The organism is Phycicoccus mangrovi, assembly GCF_018729305.1.
Taxonomy (GTDB): Bacteria; Actinomycetota; Actinomycetes; order Actinomycetales; family Dermatophilaceae; genus Phycicoccus; species Phycicoccus jejuensis.
Map to the genome: position 1 here is coordinate 24424 of NZ_JAHHWP010000014.1, position 18077 is coordinate 42500.

The 18077-nt window shown below is 70.4% G+C and carries 13 protein-coding genes; 3 read left to right on the forward strand and 10 right to left on the reverse strand.

Annotated features, from left to right (window positions below):
- Positions 1-4: 4 nt before the first annotated feature.
- Positions 5-313: a 30S ribosomal protein S10 gene (rpsJ, locus tag KMZ30_RS12240; protein WP_012867945.1), complete on the reverse strand. Its 309-nt coding sequence runs from the start codon at positions 311-313 to the stop codon at positions 5-7.
- 423 nt (positions 314-736) lie between these two features.
- Between rpsJ and KMZ30_RS12245 the strand changes: the two genes are divergently transcribed.
- Together KMZ30_RS12245 and KMZ30_RS12250 are read left to right on the forward strand one after the other, a co-directional pair.
- Positions 737-1261 (forward strand): ArsR/SmtB family transcription factor, encoded by a 525-nt coding sequence (locus KMZ30_RS12245; protein ID WP_215514070.1) that lies wholly within the window; start codon positions 737-739, stop codon positions 1259-1261.
- A complete protein-coding gene (locus KMZ30_RS12250; RefSeq protein ID WP_215514071.1) occupies positions 1258-2523 on the forward strand; it encodes an MFS transporter in 1266 nt (421 codons plus the stop codon). Before KMZ30_RS12245 ends, KMZ30_RS12250 begins: the two co-directional genes overlap by 4 nt.
- On the opposite strand, the gene KMZ30_RS12255 is transcribed toward KMZ30_RS12250, so the two are convergent.
- Positions 2423-3355: an EamA family transporter gene (locus tag KMZ30_RS12255; protein ID WP_215514072.1), complete on the reverse strand. Its 933-nt coding sequence runs from the start codon at positions 3353-3355 to the stop codon at positions 2423-2425. The two genes, KMZ30_RS12250 and KMZ30_RS12255, sit on opposite strands and share 101 nt — an antisense overlap.
- Positions 3356-3428: 73 nt before the next feature.
- Here KMZ30_RS12255 and KMZ30_RS12260 point away from each other — a divergent pair, with 73 nt between their 5' ends.
- Positions 3429-4361, forward strand: coding sequence for a LysR family transcriptional regulator (locus KMZ30_RS12260; RefSeq protein ID WP_215514073.1), 933 nt, complete (start codon positions 3429-3431; stop codon positions 4359-4361).
- An 89-nt stretch (positions 4362-4450) separates the two neighbouring features.
- Here KMZ30_RS12260 and tuf read toward each other — a convergent pair whose 3' ends face one another.
- The 8 genes from tuf to rpoB all read right to left on the reverse strand — a co-directional run bounded on the left by tuf (position 4451) and on the right by rpoB (position 17930).
- Positions 4451-5647: an elongation factor Tu gene (gene tuf / locus KMZ30_RS12265; protein ID WP_215514074.1), complete on the reverse strand. Its 1197-nt coding sequence runs from the start codon at positions 5645-5647 to the stop codon at positions 4451-4453.
- A gap of 119 nt (positions 5648-5766) precedes the next feature.
- A complete protein-coding gene (gene fusA, locus KMZ30_RS12270; RefSeq protein ID WP_215514075.1) occupies positions 5767-7881 on the reverse strand; it encodes an elongation factor G in 2115 nt (704 codons plus the stop codon).
- 106 nt (positions 7882-7987) lie between these two features.
- Positions 7988-8458: a 30S ribosomal protein S7 gene (gene rpsG / locus KMZ30_RS12275; RefSeq protein WP_030526822.1), complete on the reverse strand. Its 471-nt coding sequence runs from the start codon at positions 8456-8458 to the stop codon at positions 7988-7990.
- Entirely contained in the window at positions 8458-8832 is a 375-nt protein-coding gene (rpsL, locus tag KMZ30_RS12280; protein ID WP_030526821.1) for a 30S ribosomal protein S12, read from the reverse strand. Before rpsL ends, rpsG begins: the two co-directional genes overlap by 1 nt.
- 303 nt (positions 8833-9135) lie before the next feature.
- Positions 9136-9663, reverse strand: a complete 528-nt coding sequence (locus KMZ30_RS12285) for a GNAT family N-acetyltransferase (protein WP_215514076.1) — start codon at positions 9661-9663, stop codon at positions 9136-9138.
- 4 nt (positions 9664-9667) lie between these two features.
- Positions 9668-10363, reverse strand: coding sequence for a spermidine synthase (locus KMZ30_RS12290; protein WP_215514077.1), 696 nt, complete (start codon positions 10361-10363; stop codon positions 9668-9670).
- Positions 10364-10455: 92 nt separating this feature from the next.
- Positions 10456-14343: a DNA-directed RNA polymerase subunit beta' gene (locus tag KMZ30_RS12295; protein ID WP_215514078.1), complete on the reverse strand. Its 3888-nt coding sequence runs from the start codon at positions 14341-14343 to the stop codon at positions 10456-10458.
- A gap of 101 nt (positions 14344-14444) precedes the next feature.
- Entirely contained in the window at positions 14445-17930 is a 3486-nt protein-coding gene (gene rpoB / locus KMZ30_RS12300; protein WP_215514079.1) for a DNA-directed RNA polymerase subunit beta, read from the reverse strand.
- Positions 17931-18077: the final 147 nt, after the last annotated feature.

An 18077-nucleotide genomic window follows, 5' to 3' on the forward strand; every position in this document is an offset into this window, starting at 1 on the left:
AGCCTCAGAGCTTGATCTCGATGTTGACGTCAGCCGGGAGGTCGAGACGCATCAGCGAGTCGACGGCCTTCGGCGTCGGGTCGATGATGTCGATGAGGCGCTTGTGCGTGCGCATCTCGAAGTGCTCGCGGCTGTCCTTGTACTTGTGCGGCGACCGGATGACGCAGAAGACGTTCTTCTCCGTCGGCAGCGGCACGGGGCCAACCACGGTCGCACCCGCGCGGGTCACGGTGTCGACGATCTTGCGCGCCGAGCTGTCGATGACCTCGTGGTCATACGACTTCAACCGGATGCGGATCTTCTGTCCCGCCATCTGTTGTTCCGTCTCTCTCTCGCCGTCCATCTGTCAAAGTGCCGGCCCGTGGACCTCCGGCCCCCGCGGTCGGGCGTGTCGCCCTTCTTCCGCAGCTCGGGCGTCAGCGATCTCTCGCGTTCGTCCGTGGGTCGGTTGTCCGGTGGAACCGGGCCTGGCTCTTCGCCGACGAGCCGCCCCGCCGTCCGGCGGTTCAGTACCTCGTCGCGGTGGGCTCCCGGTCCCGGTCTGGGACGCGGAAGCACGCCAAGCAACCCCGCTAGTCTGCCAGAGCCCTCGCGCCGGACCAAATCGGCCGCTACACCGCCGGGGCCCCCTCCCCCGGCACCCCCGTCACCGTGGCGCGTCGAGGACTCCCCAAGAACTCTTTGACACCCCGTGCGCCGCGGTGCCACACTCCCCAAGAACCCTTTGGAGGTAGTGATGACCGACCCCGGCCACCTGCGGGCCCTCGCCCACCCGACCCGGCTGCGCATCCTGTCCCTGCTGACCGGAAGCGCCCTCACCGCCGCGGACGTCGCACGGGAGCTGGGGTTGACGCACGCCAACGCCTCCTACCACCTGCGCCTCCTGCGCGACGCCGGCGAGCTCGTCGTCGCCGGCGAGGAGAGCATCCGCGGCGGTCGCGCGGTCCGCTACCGCCATCCCTGGCGCGAGGAGGACCGCCCGGGCGGCGCGTCGACCGGTGACGTGGACCCCGGCGCGGCCGAGCTCGTCGTGCGGGCCGCCGCCCAGGAGGTGCAGCGCCGCTACCGCGACCGACGCCGGGACCTGCCCGGCATCGTCACGGACGCCGAGCTGTGGGTCGAGGAGGAGACGTGGGTGCGAGCCCGCGAGCTGCTGCTCGAGGCCGCGGCGCTCGTGCACGACGGGGCCCGGGCGCCCCGCGCCGAGGGCACGACGCTGGTCAACCTCTCGCTCTTCGCCTTCGCGCTGGACCCACGGTGAGTGGCGTCGGCGCCGCCCTCGCGCCGCTGCACGTGCGCGGGTTCTCCTGGTACCTCGCCTCGCGGACGGCCAACCTCGTCGGCACCTCGGCCGCGACCGTCGCCCTCGCCTTCGCGGTCCTCGACCTCGGCGGCTCGGCCACCGCCCTGGGCCAGGTCCTCGCGGCACGGGTGGTGCCGATGACCGCGCTCCTGCTCTTCGGGGGCGTGCTGGCCGACCGGCTCCCCCGCTCGCTCGTCCTCCAGGGCTCGAACCTAGCGAGCGCGCTGCTGCAGGGGCTCACGGCGGCGCTGCTCCTCGCCGGGGTGCGCGAGCTCTGGCCCGTCGTCGTCCTCCAGGCGCTCCAGGGCGCGGCCTCCGGGCTGGGCTTCCCGGCGATGGCCGGCATGGTGCCGACGCTCGTCCCCGCCGAGCATCTCCAGCGCGCCAACGCCCTCGTGAGCATGACCCGCGGGCTCGCGACCGTCGTGGGCCCCGGGTTCGGGACCCTCCTCGTCGTGACGGTCGGCTCCGGCTGGGCCGTGCTCACCGACGCGGCCCTGTGGGCCCTCGCCGCGCTCCTCCTGCTCCCGGTCCGCAGGGCCGTCGCCCGGCCGGCCCCGCCGCCCTCGCGCCCCTCGGTCGTCCGCGACCTGCGCGAGGGGTGGCAGACCTTCCGGGGCACCCCGTGGCTGTGGGTGGTCGTCACCGCCTTCGCGCTGCTCAACGCCGTCTGGGGCGGTGCCTGGCTGACGCTCGGTCCGGCGTTGGCCGAGGACACGATCGGTCGACCCGCCTGGGGCTGGGTGCTGTCGGCCGAGGCGGCCGGCGCGCTCCTCGCGACCGCCGTCCTGCTCCGCGTCCCGCTCGGCCGGCCGCTGCGGTTCGGCATGCCGGCCGTCGCCCTGCTCGGGCTCCCGCTCGTCCTGCTCGGCGGCGGGTCCCCGGCGTGGTCGCTCGTCCTCGCCGCGGTCGTGGCCGGCGTCGGGCTCGAGGTGTTCGGCATGGGCTGGAACCTCGCCGTGCAGGAGCACGTCGAGCCGGCCCAGCTCTCCCGGGCCTACTCGTACGACGCGCTGGGCTCGATGGCGCTCGTGCCCGTCGGGCAGCTCGTCGCAGGGCCGGTCGCCGAGCGGTTCGGCCTCGCCCCGGTGGTCCTCACGGGCGGGCTCGCCGTCGCCGTCATCGCGCTGGCGACGCTGGCGTCACCGGACGTGCGCCGGCTGCCCCGCGCGCCGTCACCCCACTCCGCGGCCGACCCCGCCACCGTGGCCCCAGGGTGACCAGCGCGACGCCGAGCACGAGCAGGACGCCCCCGGCGACGGCCAGCGGGGTCGGCACCTCGCCGTCGGCGACCCACGCGGTCGCGATGCCGATCGGCGGCACGAGCAGCGTGAACGGCGCGACGTCCGAGGCCGGGTGCCGCTCGAGGAGCCGGTTCCAGATGCCGTAGCCGACGAGGCTCGCGAGCAGCGCGGTGTAGGCGGTGCTCAGCCAGTTGACGCGCGAGAGGTGCGCGAGCGCGTCCCCGACCGCGGCCGGCCCGTCGACGAGCAGGCTGAGGCCGAGCGCCGGGACGGGCACGACGAGCGCCGACCAGACCGTGAGGCCCAGGCCCCCCGGCACCCCGAGCCGACGCACGAGCACGTTGCCGGTCGCCCACGACAGGGCTGCGAGGACGCAGACGACGAGCGCGACGGCGGGCACGCTGCCCCCGCGACCCAGCGCGACCACGCCGAGGCCGACGGCGCCGAGCGCCACGCCGGCCAGCTGCACGCGCAGGGGTCGCTCGCCGAGGACGAGGGCGGCGAGCCCGACGGTGAGCACCGCCTGCGCCTGGAGGACGAGCGACGCGAGCCCCGGCGGCATGCCGAGCGCCAGCGCGGAGTAGAGCAGCCCGAACTGGCCCAGGCTCATGCACAGGCCGATCGCGAGGACGCGCCGCAGCGGGGCCGCCGGCCGGGCGACGAAGGGCAGGGCGAGGAGGACGACGGCGAAGCGCAGCGCGACGAACAGCAGGGGCGGGACCCCGTCGAGCCCTCGGTCGATGACGACGAAGTTCATCCCCCAGACCAGCATGACGAGGAGGGCGGAGAGGGCGTCGCGCACCGGCATACGCCCATCCTCGTCCTCGCGCTCGGTTCAGCACCAGCGCACGATCGGTGCGTCATCCGTGTAGCGTCGCTACATGATCGAGCCGGAGCACCTCGCCACCCTCGCCGCGGTCCGCCGCACCGGCTCCGTCGGCGGCGCCGCGGCGGAGCTGGGGTACACGCCGTCGGCCGTCTCGCAGCAGGTCAAGCGGCTCGAGCGACGGGTCGGCGGGGCGGTCCTGGAACGGGTCGGGCGCGGGGTGATGCTCACCGAGCTCGGCCGCCACCTCGCCGACGAGGGCGGCGACATCCTCGAACGGCTCGAGCGGCTCGAGTCCGGACTCGGGCGGGTCACCGGGGGTCCGGTCGTCGGCGGCGTCCGGCTCGTCGCGTTCTCGACCGCGGTCCGCGGCCTGCTCGCCCCCGCGCTGCGCAGCCTCGCGACCGACGAGCCCGACCTCACCGTCACGCTCGTCGAGCGCGACCCGCACGAGGCGATCGACCTCGTCGCGTCCGGGGGCGCCGACGCGGCACTGGTCCACAACTGGGGCGACCTCCCGCTGCCGTTCCCCGAGCACCTCGAGGTCGTCGGGCTCGGGGTCGACACCGCCGACGTCCTCGTGCACCGTGACCACCGCCTGGCCGGCGCGGCGAGCACGACGGCGGCCGAGCTCGTCGACGACGCCTGGGTCTGCGCGCCCGAGGGGTCGGTCTGCCACGGCTGGCTCAGCCACATGTTCGACCTGCACGGCGCCCGTCCGCGCATCCGGCACTGGTCGTGGGAGTTCGCCTCGCACGTCGGGCTCGTCGCCGAGGGCGTGTGCGTCAGCCTCGTCCCCCGGCTGGGACGCGAGCAGCTGCCGGCATCGGTCGTCGCGGTCCCGCTCACCGACCCCGTGCCCACCCGCCGGGTCATGATGACCTGGCGCCGCAGCATGGCCCCCTCCCCCGCCATCGCCCGGGTCCGCGCGGCGCTCGTCGACGTGGCCGGGCAGCGGCTCTCCACCGGGCCCACCGCGTCCCCCTGACCGCCGCCGGTCCGGGCACGGCGAAGGGCCCGCACCCCCTGGGGGATGCGGGCCCTTCGACCGGTGGCCGGTGCGTGACCGGCGTCAGGTCACTTGGTGATCTTGGTGACCCGGCCGGCGCCGACGGTGCGGCCGCCCTCGCGGATGGCGAACTTGAGGCCCTCCTCCATCGCGATGGGCTGGATGAGCTCGACGGCCATCTCGGTGTTGTCACCGGGCATGACCATCTCGGTGCCCTCCGGCAGCTTCACGACGCCGGTGACGTCGGTGGTGCGGAAGTAGAACTGCGGGCGGTAGTTGTCGTAGAACGGGGTGTGACGGCCACCCTCGTCCTTGGACAGGATGTAGACGTTGGCGTCGAAGCCGGTGTGCGGGGTGATCGACCCCGGCTTGACGACGACCTGGCCGCGCTCGACGTCCTCGCGCTTGATGCCACGCAGGAGCAGGCCGACGTTCTCGCCCGCACGACCCTCGTCGAGGAGCTTGCGGAACATCTCGATGCCGGTGGCGGTCGTCTTGGTGGGCGGGCCGTCGTGGATGCCGACGATCTCGACCTCCTCGTTGACCTTGAGGACACCGCGCTCGATGCGGCCGGTGACGACGGTGCCACGACCGGTGATCGTGAAGACGTCCTCGACGGGCATGAGGAACGGCTTGTCGGTGTCGCGCTCCGGCTCGGGGATGTAGGTGTCGACGGCCTCCATGAGGTCGAGGACGGTCTGGCCCCACTCGGCGTCGCCCTCGAGCGCCTTGAGCGCCGAGACCTTGACGACGGGGAGGTCGTCACCGGGGAACTCGTAGGAGCTCAGCAGCTCGCGGACCTCCATCTCGACGAGCTCGAGGATCTCCTCGTCGTCGACCATGTCGGCCTTGTTGAGCGCGACGACGACGTAGGGGACGCCGACCTGGCGGGCCAGGAGGACGTGCTCCTTCGTCTGCGGCATCGGACCGTCGGTGGCGGCGACGACGAGGATCGCGCCGTCCATCTGCGCCGCACCCGTGATCATGTTCTTCACGTAGTCGGCGTGGCCCGGGCAGTCGACGTGGGCGTAGTGACGGCCCTCGGTCTGGTACTCGATGTGCGCGATGGAGATCGTGATACCGCGCTGCTTCTCCTCGGGCGCCTTGTCGATGTCGTCGAACGCGAACTGGGGGTTCAGGTCCGGGTACTTGTCGTGCAGGACCTTGGAGATCGCAGCAGTCAGCGTCGTCTTACCGTGGTCGATGTGACCGATGGTGCCGATGTTGACGTGCGGCTTGGTCCGCTCGAACTTTGCCTTCGCCACTTGATGTCCTCCTCAGGACTGATTTCTCGGTAACGCCGTTACGACCGGGCAGGACGTGGCGTCGTCTGGGGTTGGTTGGAAGTGCTTCTCTCAGGCGAGATCAGCGACCACTGTAGCGGTCACTCGCCCCGGGTCTTCTTGATGATCTCCTCGGCCACCGACTTGGGGACCTCGGCGTAGGAGTCGAACTCCATCGAGTAGTTCGCGCGACCCTGGGTCTTGGACCGCAGGTCGCCGACGTACCCGAACATCTCCGACAGCGGGACCAGGCCGCGGACGACCTTGGCGCCGGAGATGTCCTCCATCGCCTGGATGTGGCCACGCCGCGAGTTGATGTCGCCGATGACCTCACCCATGTAGTCCTCGGGGGTGCGGACCTCGACGGCCATCATCGGCTCGAGGAGGACCGGCTCGCACTTGCGGACGGCCTCCTTGAGCGCCATGGAGCCGGCGATCTTGAACGCCATCTCCGAGGAGTCGACGTCGTGGTACGCACCGTCGAGGAGCGTCGCCTTGATGCCGACCAGCGGGTAGCCGGCGAGCACGCCGTACTGCATGGCGTCCTGGATGCCGGCGTCGACCGACGGGATGTACTCGCGCGGGATGCGGCCACCGGTGACCTTGTTGGAGAACTCGTAGAGCTCGCCCTCGGCGGTGTCCAGCGGCTCCAGCGCGATCTGGACCTTCGCGAACTGGCCCGAGCCACCCGTCTGCTTCTTGTGGGTGTAGTCGTAGCGCTCGAGGGTCCGCTTGATGGTCTCGCGGTAGGCGACCTGCGGCTTGCCGACGTTGGCCTCGACCTTGAACTCGCGACGCATGCGGTCGACGAGGATGTCGAGGTGGAGCTCGCCCATGCCGGCGATGATCGTCTGGCCGGTGTCCTCGTCGAGGTGCACCTGGAAGGTCGGGTCCTCCTCGGCCAGCTTCTGGATCGCGGTGCCGAGCTTCTCCTGGTCGCCCTTGGTCTTGGGCTCGATGGCGACCTGGATGACGGGCTCCGGGAAGGTCATCGACTCGAGCACGACCGGCTTGTCGATGTCGCAGAGGGTGTCACCGGTGGTCGTCGTCTTCAGACCGATGGCGGCGTAGATGTGGCCCGCCATCGCGTCCTCGACCGGGTTCTCCTTGTTGGCGTGCATCTGGAAGAGCTTCCCGATGCGCTCCTTCTTCACCTTGGTGCTGTTGAGCACCTGGGTGCCGGCGGAGATGTGGCCGGAGTAGACGCGGATGAAGGTCAGCGTGCCGAAGAACGGGTGCGAGGCGACCTTGAAGGCGAGCGCGGAGAACGGCTCGTCCTTGCTGGGCTTGCGCTCGACCTTCTCGTCCTCGTTGCCCGGGGCGTGACCCTCCATCGCCGGCACGTCGAGCGGCGAGGGGAGGTAGTCGACGACCGCGTCGAGCATCGGCTGGACGCCGCGGTTCTTGAACGCGGAGCCGCACAGGACCGGGTAGACCTCGGAGGCGATGGTCAGGCGGCGGATGCCGGCCTTGATCTCCTCGGGGGTGAGCTCGCCACCCTCGAGGTACTTCTCCATGAGGGCGTCGTCGGACTCGGCGACGCGCTCGATGAGCTGGTGGCGGTACTCCTCCACGCGCTCGACGAGGTCGGCCGGGATGTCCTGGATCTCGTACTTGGCACCCATGGTGACGTCGCCCTTGGCGTCGCCCTCCCACACGAGCGCGCGCTTGTAGATGAGGTCGACGACACCGACGAAGTCGTTCTCGGCGCCGATCGGCAGCTGGAGCACGAGCGGCTCCGCACCGAGGCGGTCCTTGATGGTGTCGACGGTGAAGTAGAAGTCCGCGCCGAGCTTGTCCATCTTGTTGACGAAGCAGATGCGCGGGACGTTGTACTTGTCCGCCTGGCGCCAGACCGTCTCGGACTGGGGCTCGACGCCCTCCTTGCCGTCGAAGACGGCGACGGCGCCGTCGAGGACGCGCAGCGAGCGCTCGACCTCGACCGTGAAGTCGACGTGACCGGGGGTGTCGATGATGTTGATCTGCGACCCCTCCCAGAAGGAGGTGACGGCGGCGGAGGTGATGGTGATCCCCCGCTCCTTCTCCTGCTCCATCCAGTCGGTGGTGGAGGCGCCGTCGTGCGTCTCGCCCATCTTCCGGTTGACACCGGTGTAGAAGAGGATGCGCTCGGTCGCCGTGGTCTTGCCGGCGTCGATGTGCGCCATGATGCCGATGTTGCGGACCTTCTTGAGGTCCGTCAGGACGTCCTGTGCCACGTTCTGTGCTCTCGTCTCGTCGCGTCGGGGGTGGTGCGGGGTGGTGCGGTCGTGCACCGGTGGCCCGGGGAGCCGGCCGCGGGACGGCGCGGCTCCCCGGACGGGGTCACCAGCGGTAGTGCGCGAAGGCCTTGTTGGACTCGGCCATCTTGTGCGTGTCCTCGCGACGCTTCACCGCGGCGCCGAGGCCGTTGGACGCGTCGAGGATCTCGTTCATGAGGCGCTCGGTCATCGTCTTCTCACGACGCTGACGCGAGTAGCCGACGAGCCAGCGCAGCGACAGCGTCGTCGCGCGGTTCGGCTTGACCTCGATCGGGACCTGGTAGGTCGCACCGCCGACGCGGCGGGACTTGACCTCGAGCGTCGGCTTGATGTTGTCGAGCGCGCGCTTGAGCGTCTGCACCGGGTCGGTGCCGGTCTTCTCGCGGCAGCCCTCGAGCGCGCCGTAGACGATGCGCTCGGCGGTGGACTTCTTGCCGTCGAGGAGGACCTTGTTGACCAGCGAGGTCACCAGCGGGGACTGGTGGACCGGGTCGATGACGAGCGGCCGCTTCGGAGCGGGACCCTTGCGCGGCATCAGCTCTTCCCCTTCTTCGCGCCGTAGCGGCTGCGCGCCTGCTGACGGTTCTTGACGCCCTGGGTGTCGAGGGCGCCGCGGATGATCTTGTAGCGCACGCCGGGGAGGTCCTTCACACGACCGCCGCGGACGAGCACCATCGAGTGCTCCTGGAGGTTGTGGCCGACACCGGGGATGTAGGCGGTGACCTCGATGCCGCTCGTGAGGCGCACGCGGGCGACCTTGCGGAGGGCGGAGTTCGGCTTCTTGGGGGTGGTCGTGTACACGCGCGTGCACACGCCGCGGCGCTGCGGGGAGCCCTTGAGGGCAGGCGTCTTGGCCTTGACGGCCTTGTCCTGCCGGCCCTTGCGCACCAGCTGGTTGATGGTAGGCAACCTGGATCCTTCGGTCTGGTCTGGTCAAGCGACGGCGGTCGCGCCGTCACTCCTTGTCATGGCCGCTGCTCGACCCCCGCGTTCGGGTGTGTCGCACCGGCTGCTCCTCCCTGCACTCCCCATGCGCCATTCCCCGGGGGGGGACGTGGTGTGGTGGGGCGCCCGGCAGGAGGTGGGCGAGGCCGTGCCCGTCGCCTCGCGGCGCCGGTCCCGGCTCCTGGGTCTGGTCCTAGCCAGACACAACACCCAAGGATACCGGGCCGCGCGTGGCCACCCAAATCGGTTGCCGGCGCCCTGCCCGCGTCAGAGCCGGTCGAACGCCGGGGCGTAGCGGAAGGGGCCCGCGAGCCCCGGGTGCCAGGCCCGCAGCCGCAGCAGCTGGAAGAACCGGTCCTCCCACGGCCCGGGAGACGCCACCCCGTGGTCGGCCGCGGTCTCGAACCCGAAGGCGCCGTAGAACCCCGGGTCGCCGAGGAGCACGACCGAGGGCTCGGCGAGCTGCTCGGCGGTCGCGACGACCGAGGCGACGAGGGCCGAGCCGATGCCCTGCCCCATGTGGTCCGGGCGCACCGCCAGCGGCCCGAGGCCCACCGAGGGTCCCTCCCCCAGGGAGGCACGGCTGCAGACGACGCTGCCGACGACACCGCCGTCGAGCTCGGCGACGAAGGTCAGCGCCGGCAGCAGGTCGCCGTCGGCCCGCAGCCCGTCGACGAGCCGCGCCTCGGGGGTGCCGTCGGAGAAGTCCGTCGTCGCGAAGGCGGCGAGGACGAGGTCGCGGACCGGCCCGGCGTCCTCGGGACGCTCCGGGCGGATGACGAGATCGCGGCGCACCGGGTCATCCTCCCCCGGCGGGCGCCCCGGACGCGAACGAGTACAGCGCGTACTCGAGCTCGCGACCGTCACGCCGGACCGGCAGCACCACCTCGGCCACGGCGTCGCCCGGCTCGGCCACCGAGCGCAGGGCCTCGAGGAGGGCCGGCGCCCGGTGCGAGGACCACACGGCGAGCCGGCCTCCCGGCCGCAGCACCCGCCGGGCCACCGCCAGCGAGTCCGGCTCGTAGAGAGCCGCGTTGGCGGTGTGGACGAGGAAGTCCGGACCGTTGTCGACGTCGAGCAGGACGAGGTCCCACGGCCCGTCCGGGGCAGCCCTCCCCGCGAGGACGTCCGCGACGTCCGCCACGTGGAGGGCGCACCGCTCCCCCTCGAGCCCGGCCAGCTCCTCGACGAGGCCCGCCCGGGCCCACGCCACGAGCGGCGCCGCGAGCTCGACCACGTCGACGTGGCGCACGCGCGGGTCGGCGAGGACGGCCCGGGTGGTGAAGCCCAGGCCGAGCCCCCCGACGAGCACGCGGGCCGGCGCCGGGTGGTGCCGCAGCGCCTCGTCGGCCAGCACCCGCTCGGTGGAGACGTCGACGGTGTCCATCGCGAAGACGCCGTCGACGACGAGCTGGAGGACCCCCTCGTCCCGACGCAGCACCACCTCGCCCGCCGGCGTCCCGGCCCGCGCGAGCGTCACCGGCGGCTCGTCCATCCGGTCAGCCTAGGCGTCCGCCGCCGGGAACGCCGACGGGCGGGCGCCCGTGGTCTCCCACGTGGTGCCCGCCCGTGCGGCGGTGCGGCGGCTCAGAGCCGGTCGAGACCGAGCTCGCTGTCGTCGAGGCGGACGGCCTCGCCGGAACCCGGGCCGAACGAGAACGCGTAGTCCTCGTAGTTCGGCATCGAGTACATCGCGGCCTTGGCCTCCTCGGTCGGCTCCACCGCGATGTTGCGGTAGCGGGTCAGACCCGTGCCGGCCGGGATGAGCTTGCCGAGGATGACGTTCTCCTTGAGGCCGAGGAGGGAGTCGGAACGACCCTCCATGGCGGCCTCGGTGAGGACGCGGGTGGTCTCCTGGAAGGAGGCCGCCGACAGCCACGACTCGGTCGCGAGCGAGGCCTTGGTGATGCCCATGAGCTCGGGACGACCCGAGGCCGGCTTGCCGCCCTCGGCGACGACGCGACGGTTCTCCTCCTCGAAGCGCCCACGCTCGGCGAGCATGCCCGGGAGCAGGTCCGCGTCGCCCGACTCGATGATCGTGATCCGGCGCAGCATCTGCCGGACGATGACCTCGATGTGCTTGTCGTGGATCGACACACCCTGCTGGCGGTAGACGTTCTGCACCTCGTCGACGAGGTGCTCCTGCGTCTTGCGCGGGCCGAGGATGCGCAGCACCTGCTTGGGGTCGATGGACCCCTGCGTCAGCTGCGCACCGACCTCGACGTGCTGGCCGTCCTGCACGAGCAGGCGCGCACGCTTGGTCACCGGGTAGGCGTGCTCCTCGGAGCCGTCGTCCGGCGTGAGCAGGAGGCGACGCGCCTTGTCGGTCTCCTCGATCGTCACGCGGCCGGAGGCCTCGGCGATCGGCGAGACACCCTTGGGCGTGCGGGCCTCGAAGAGCTCGACGACACGCGGCAGACCCTGCGTGATGTCGTCACCGGCCACACCACCGGTGTGGAAGGTACGCATCGTCAGCTGGGTGCCGGGCTCACCGATGGACTGCGCCGCGATGATGCCGACGGCCTCACCGATGTCGACGAGCTTGCCGGTGGCCAGCGAGCGGCCGTAGCACTTGGCGCAGGTCCCGACCTTGGAGTCGCAGGTGAGGACCGAGCGGACCTTGACCGAGTCGACGCCGGCCGCGAAGAGCGCGCCGATGACGACGTCCCCGAGGTCGATGCCGGCCTCGGCGAGGACCTCGCCGTCCTTGACGACGTCCTCGGCGAGCGAGCGGGCGTAGACCGAGGTCTCGACGTCGTCGTGGACCGCGCGGGTGCCGGTGCGCTCGTCGGTGCTCGCGATCGGCATCTTGAGGCCACGCTCGGTGCCGCAGTCGTCCTCACGGATGATGACGTCCTGCGACACGTCGACGAGACGACGGGTCAGGTAGCCCGAGTCCGCCGTGCGCAGCGCCGTGTCGGCCAGGCCCTTGCGGGAGCCGTGCGTCGAGATGAAGAACTCGAGCACGGTGAGGCCCTCGCGGAAGTTCGCGCGGATCGGCCGCGGGATGATGTCGCCCTTCGGGTTCGACACCAGGCCACGCATGCCGGCGATCTGGCGCAGCTGCATCCAGTTACCGCGAGCACCGGAGGAGACCATCTTGAAGATGGTGTTCGTCCTCGGGATGTTCGCCTCCATCTCCTTGGCGACCTCGTTCGTGGCCTGCGTCCAGATCTCGATGAGCTCCTGGCGACGCTCGTCGTCGGTGATCAGACCGCGCTCGTACTGCGTCTGGACCTTCGTGGCCTTGGTCTCGTAGCCGTCGAGGATCTCGAGCTTGCGGGGGGGCGTCACGACGTCGGAGATGGCGACCGTGGTGCCCGAGCGGGTCGCCCAGTGGAAGCCGTACTCCTTGAGCGCGTCGAGGCTCGCCGCGACCTGCACCTTGCTGTACCGCTCGGCGAGGTCGTTGACGATCGTCGACAGGCGCTTCTTGTCGACCTGGTCGTTGACGAACGGGTAGTCCATCGGGAGCGTCTCGTTGAAGAGCGCGCGACCCAGGGTGGTCTCGACCGTCATCGCCGGCACGTAGCCCTCGGCGTCGAGCTCGATGCCCTCGGGCAGCTCGGTCATCGGCGTCGGCACGAGGTGCTCGAGACGGATCTTCACGAGCGAGCCGAGCTCGATCTGGCCGGCGTCGAAGGCCATGCGGGCCTCGGACACCGTCGAGAACGCCCGCCCGGCGCCCTTGCCGTCCTCGACCTCGGAGGTGAGGTGGTACAGGCCGATGATCATGTCCTGGGTGGGCATGGTCACGGGACGGCCGTCGGCCGGCTTGAGGATGTTGTTCGAGGACAGCATGAGGATGCGGGCCTCGGCCTGGGCCTCCGCCGACAGCGGCACGTGCACGGCCATCTGGTCACCGTCGAAGTCCGCGTTGAACGCGGTGCAGACGAGCGGGTGGATCTGGATGGCCTTGCCCTCGACGAGCTGCGGCTCGAAGGCCTGGATGCCGAGGCGGTGCAGCGTGGGCGCACGGTTGAGCAGCACCGGGTGCTCGGTGATGACCTCTTCGAGGACGTCCCAGACCTGGGGGCGCTGACGCTCGACCATGCGCTTGGCCGACTTGATGTTCTGGGCGTGGTCGAGGTCGACGAGCCGCTTCATGACGAAGGGCTTGAAGAGCTCGAGCGCCATCTGCTTCGGCAGGCCGCACTGGTGCAGCTTGAGCTGCGGGCCGACGACGATGACCGAACGGCCGGAGTAGTCGACGCGCTTGCCGAGCAGGTTCTGGCGGAACCGGCCCTGCTTGCCCTTGAGCATGTCGGACAGCGACTTGAGCGGACGGTTGCCGGGGCCCGTCACCGGGCGGCCGCGACGGCCGTTGTCGAAGAGGCTGTCGACGGCCTCCTGGAGCATCCGCTTCTCGTTGTTGACGATGATCTCGGGCGCACCGAGGTCGAGCAGCCGCTTGAGGCGGTTGTTGCGGTTGATGACGCGGCGGTACAGGTCGTTGAGGTCCGAGGTCGCGAAGCGGCCACCGTCGAGCTGCACCATCGGGCGCAGGTCCGGCGGGATGACCGGGATCGCGTCGAGGACCATGCCGGCCGGCTGGTTCGTCGTCGTCTGGAAGGCGGAGACCACCTTGAGGCGCTTGAGGGCGCGGGTCTTGCGCTGGCCCTTGCCCGTGGCGATGATCTCGCGCAGCGACTCGGCCTCGGCGTCGAGGTCGAAGGTCTCGAGGCGCTTCTGGATCGCCGCGGCGCCCATCCCGCCCTCGAAGTAGAGACCGAAGCGGTCGCGCATCTCGCGGTAGAGGACCTCGTCGCCCTCGAGGTCCTGGACCTTGAGGTTCTTGAAGCGGTCCCAGACCTGCTCGAGGCGCTCGACCTGCTGGTCGGCGCGACGGCGGATCGCGTTCATCTCGCGCTCGGCGGAGTCGCGGACCTTGCGCTTGGCGTCGGACTTGGCACCCTCGGCCTCGAGGGCGGCGATGTCGTCCTCGAGCTTCTTGGCGCGGCCCTCGACGTCGGCGTCGCGGCGGTTCTCGATCTCCTTCTTCTCGACCTGGATCTGGGCCTCGAGCGAGGGCAGGTCGGCGTGCCGCTGGTCCTCGTCGACGGACGTGATCATGTAGGCCGCGAAGTAGATGACCTTCTCGAGGTCCTTCGGGGCGAGGTCGAGCAGGTACCCGAGGCGGCTCGGGACACCCTTGAAGTACCAGATGTGGGTGACGGGGGCGGCGAGCTCGATGTGGCCCATCCGCTCACGACGCACGGCGGCACGGGTCACCTCGACGCCGCAGCGCTCGCAGATGATGCCCTTGAAGCGGACCCGCTTGTACTTGCCGCAGGCGCACTCCCAGTCCCGGGTCGGGCCGAAGATCTTCTCGCAGAAGAGGCCGTCCTTCTCGGGCTTGAGGGTGCGGTAGTTGATCGTCTCGGGCTTCTTGACCTCACCGTGGCTCCAGGCGCGGATCGAGTCCGCGGTGGCGAGGCCGATCCGGAGCTCGTCGAAGAAGTTGACGTCGAGCACGTGGTTCCTTCTTTCGTTTCTTACGTCAGTCGTGGTCTGTCAGGTGGTGTGTCGAGCGGGTGGTGGGCCGGGGCGCGCACGGCGCCCCGGCCCCGCACCTGTCAGACCTCTTCGACGCTGCTCGGCTCGCGCCGGGACAGGTCGATGCCGAGCTCCTCGGCGGCGCGGAAGACGTCGTCCTCCGCGTCGTGCATCTCGATGGTGGACCCGTCGCTGGACAGGACCTCCACGTTGAGGCAGAGGGACTGCATCTCCTTGATGAGCACCTTGAAGGACTCGGGGATGCCGGGCTCGGGGATGTTGTCGCCCTTGACGATCGCCTCGTAGACCTTGACGCGGCCGTTGACGTCGTCGGACTTGATGGTGAGCAGCTCCTGCAGCGCGTAGGCCGCGCCGTACGCCTCGAGGGCCCAGACCTCCATCTCACCGAAGCGCTGGCCACCGAACTGGGCCTTACCGCCGAGCGGCTGCTGGGTGATCATCGAGTAGGGACCCGTGCTGCGCGCGTGGATCTTGTCGTCCACGAGGTGGTGCAGCTTGAGGATGTACATGTAGCCGACCGAGACGGCCTCGGGGAACGGCTCGCCGGAGCGGCCGTCGAAGAGGCGGGCCTTGCCCGAGCCGTCGATGAGGCGGACGTCGTCGCGGGTCTTGCGCGTGCTGTCGAGCAGACCGACGATCTCGTTCTCGCGGACACCGTCGAACACCGGCGAGGCGACGCGGGTGCCGGCCGGGGCCTGGCGCGCGTCCTCGGGGATGAGCTCGGCCCACTCGGGCTTGCCCTCGATCTCCCAGCCGCGGCTGGCGGCCCAGCCGAGGTGGAGCTCGAGGATCTGCCCGACGTTCATGCGGCCGGGGACACCGAGCGGGTTGAGCACGACGTCGACCGGGGTGCCGTCCTCGAGGAAGGGCATGTCCTCGACCGGGAGGATCTTGGAGATGACGCCCTTGTTGCCGTGGCGGCCGGCGAGCTTGTCGCCGTCGGTGATCTTGCGCTTGTTCGCCACGTAGACGCGGACCAGCTGGTTGACGCCCGGGGGCAGCTCGTCGCCCTCGTCCTTGTCGAAGACCTTGACGCCGATGACGGTGCCGGTCTCGCCGTGGGGGACCTTGAGGGAGGTGTCGCGGACCTCGCGCGCCTTCTCGCCGAAGATCGCGCGCAGCAGGCGCTCCTCCGGGGTCAGCTCGGTCTCGCCCTTGGGCGTGACCTTGCCGACGAGCAGGTCGCCGTCGCGGACCTCGGCACCGATGCGGATGATGCCGCGCTCGTCGAGGTCGGCGAGGACGTCCTCGGAGACGTTCGGGATGTCCCGGGTGATCTCCTCGGGGCCGAGCTTGGTGTCGCGGGCGTCGACCTCGTGCTCCTCGATGTGGATCGAGGAGAGGACGTCGTCCTGGACCAGGCGCTGGCTGAGGATGATCGCGTCCTCGTAGTTGTGGCCCTCCCACGGCATGAACGCCACGAGGAGGTTGCGCCCGAGCGCCATCTCGCCACCGTCGGTCGCGGGACCGTCGGCGATGAGCTGGCCGGCCTCGAGGCGCTGGCCCTCGTCGACGCGCACGACCTGGTTGTAGCTGTTGCCCTGGTTCGAGCGGTCGAACTTCGCGATGCGGTAGGTCCGCGAGGTGCCGTCGTCGGCGGCGACGGTCACGAGGTCGGCGGAGACCTCGGTGACGACACCGGCCTTCTCGGCGACGACGACGTCACCGGAGTCGACCGCGGCGCGGAACTCCATGCCGGTGCCGACGAGCGGGGCCTCGGCCCGCACGAGCGGGACGGCCTGGCGCTGCATGTTCGAGCCCATGAGCGCGCGGTTGGCGTCGTCGTGCTCGAGGAACGGGATGAGCGCGGTGGCCGCGGACACCATCTGGCGCGGGGAGACGTCGATGTAGTCGACCTCGGCCGCCGGGACGTACTCGACCTCGCCACCCTTGACGCGCACGAGCACGCGCTCGTCGGCGAAGTGGGTGCCGTCCTCGGAGAGCGTCGCGTTCGCCTGGGCGATGACGTGCTCGTCCTCCTCGTCGGCGGAGAGGTAGTGGACGTCGTCGGTCACGCGACCCTTGTCGACCTTGCGGTACGGGGTCTCGATGAAGCCGAAGGAGTTGATCCGCCCGTAGGACGCGAGCGAGCCGATGAGGCCGATGTTCGGGCCCTCAGGGGTCTCGATCGGGCACATGCGGCCGTAGTGCGACGGGTGGACGTCGCGGACCTCCATGCCGGCGCGGTCACGGGAGAGACCACCCGGGCCGAGGGCCGACAGACGCCGCTTGTGCGTCAGGCCCGCGAGCGGGTTGTTCTGGTCCATGAACTGGGAGAGCTGGCTGGTGCCGAAGAACTCCTTGATGGACGCCACGACCGGGCGGATGTTGATGAGCGTCTGCGGCGTGATCGCCTCGACGTCCTGGGTCGTCATCCGCTCGCGGACGACGCGCTCCATCCGGGACAGGCCGGTGCGGACCTGGTTCTGGATGAGTTCGCCGACGTTGCGCAGGCGGCGGTTGCCGAAGTGGTCGATGTCGTCGGTCTCGACGCGGATGTCGACGGCCTCGCCGCGGCGGGTGCCGGGCATCGTCTCCTCGCCGGCGTGCAGCGCGACGAGGTACTTGATCGTGGCGACGATGTCCTCGAGCCCGAGGGTCGAGGTCGACAGCTCGGTGTCGAGGCCGAGCTTCTTGTTGATCTTGTACCGGCCGACCTTCGCGAGGTCGTAGCGCTTGCCGTTGAAGTAGAGGTTGTCGAGCAGCGTCTGCGCGGCCTCCTTGGTCGGCGGCTCGCCCGGGCGCAGCTTGCGGTAGATGTCGAGCAGCGCGTCGTCCTGACCCGTCGTGTTGTCCTTCTCGAGGGTCATGCGCATCGACTCGTAGTCGCCGAACTCCTCGAGGATCTCGGCCTCGGACATGCCGAGGGCCTTGAGGAGGACCGTGACGGACTGCTTGCGCTTGCGGTCGACGCGCACGCCGACCATGTCGCGCTTGTCGATCTCGAACTCGAGCCAGGCGCCGCGGCTCGGGATGACCTTGGTGGAGTAGACGTCCTTGTCGGAGGTCTTGTCCGGGGTGCGCTCGAAGTAGACGCCCGGGGAGCGGACGAGCTGCGAGACGACGACGCGCTCGGTGCCGTTGATGATGAAGGTGCCGCGCTCGGTCATGAGCGGGAAGTCGCCCATGAAGACCGTCTGGCTCTTGATCTCGCCGGTCGTGTTGTTCATGAACTCGGCGGTGACGAACAGGGGCGCGGAGTAGGTCTGGTCGCGCTCCTTGCAGTCCTCGATCGAGTACTTGACGTCCTCGAAGCGGTGGTCGCGGAAGCTCAGCGACATCGAGCCGCTGAAGTCCTCGATCGGGGAGATCTCCTCGAAGATCTCCTCGAGGCCGGAGCGCTCCGGCACGTCGTCGCGGCCGGCCTCGAGGGCGGCGGCGACGCGCTCCTGCCAGCGCTCGTTGCCGAGCAGCCAGTCGAAGCTCTCGGTCTGCAGGGCGAGGAGGTCCGGGACCTCCAGCGGCTCACGGATCTTGGCGAACGAGAGACGGCCCGAAGCCGTCAGAGCGGTGGTCATCTTGGACGTGGTGCGCGAGGCAGCCAAGGAGGGTTCCTTCCACGGGCCTGGTCTGTTGTGCGAACTGGCCGCTCCCGACCCCTCCGACCACCGTGTGCCGTGCCCACGCGGGTCCACCCGGGACAGCCGGGGGCATGGCGATGGGACGACTCGACGACGAGCGAGGGAAGGTTA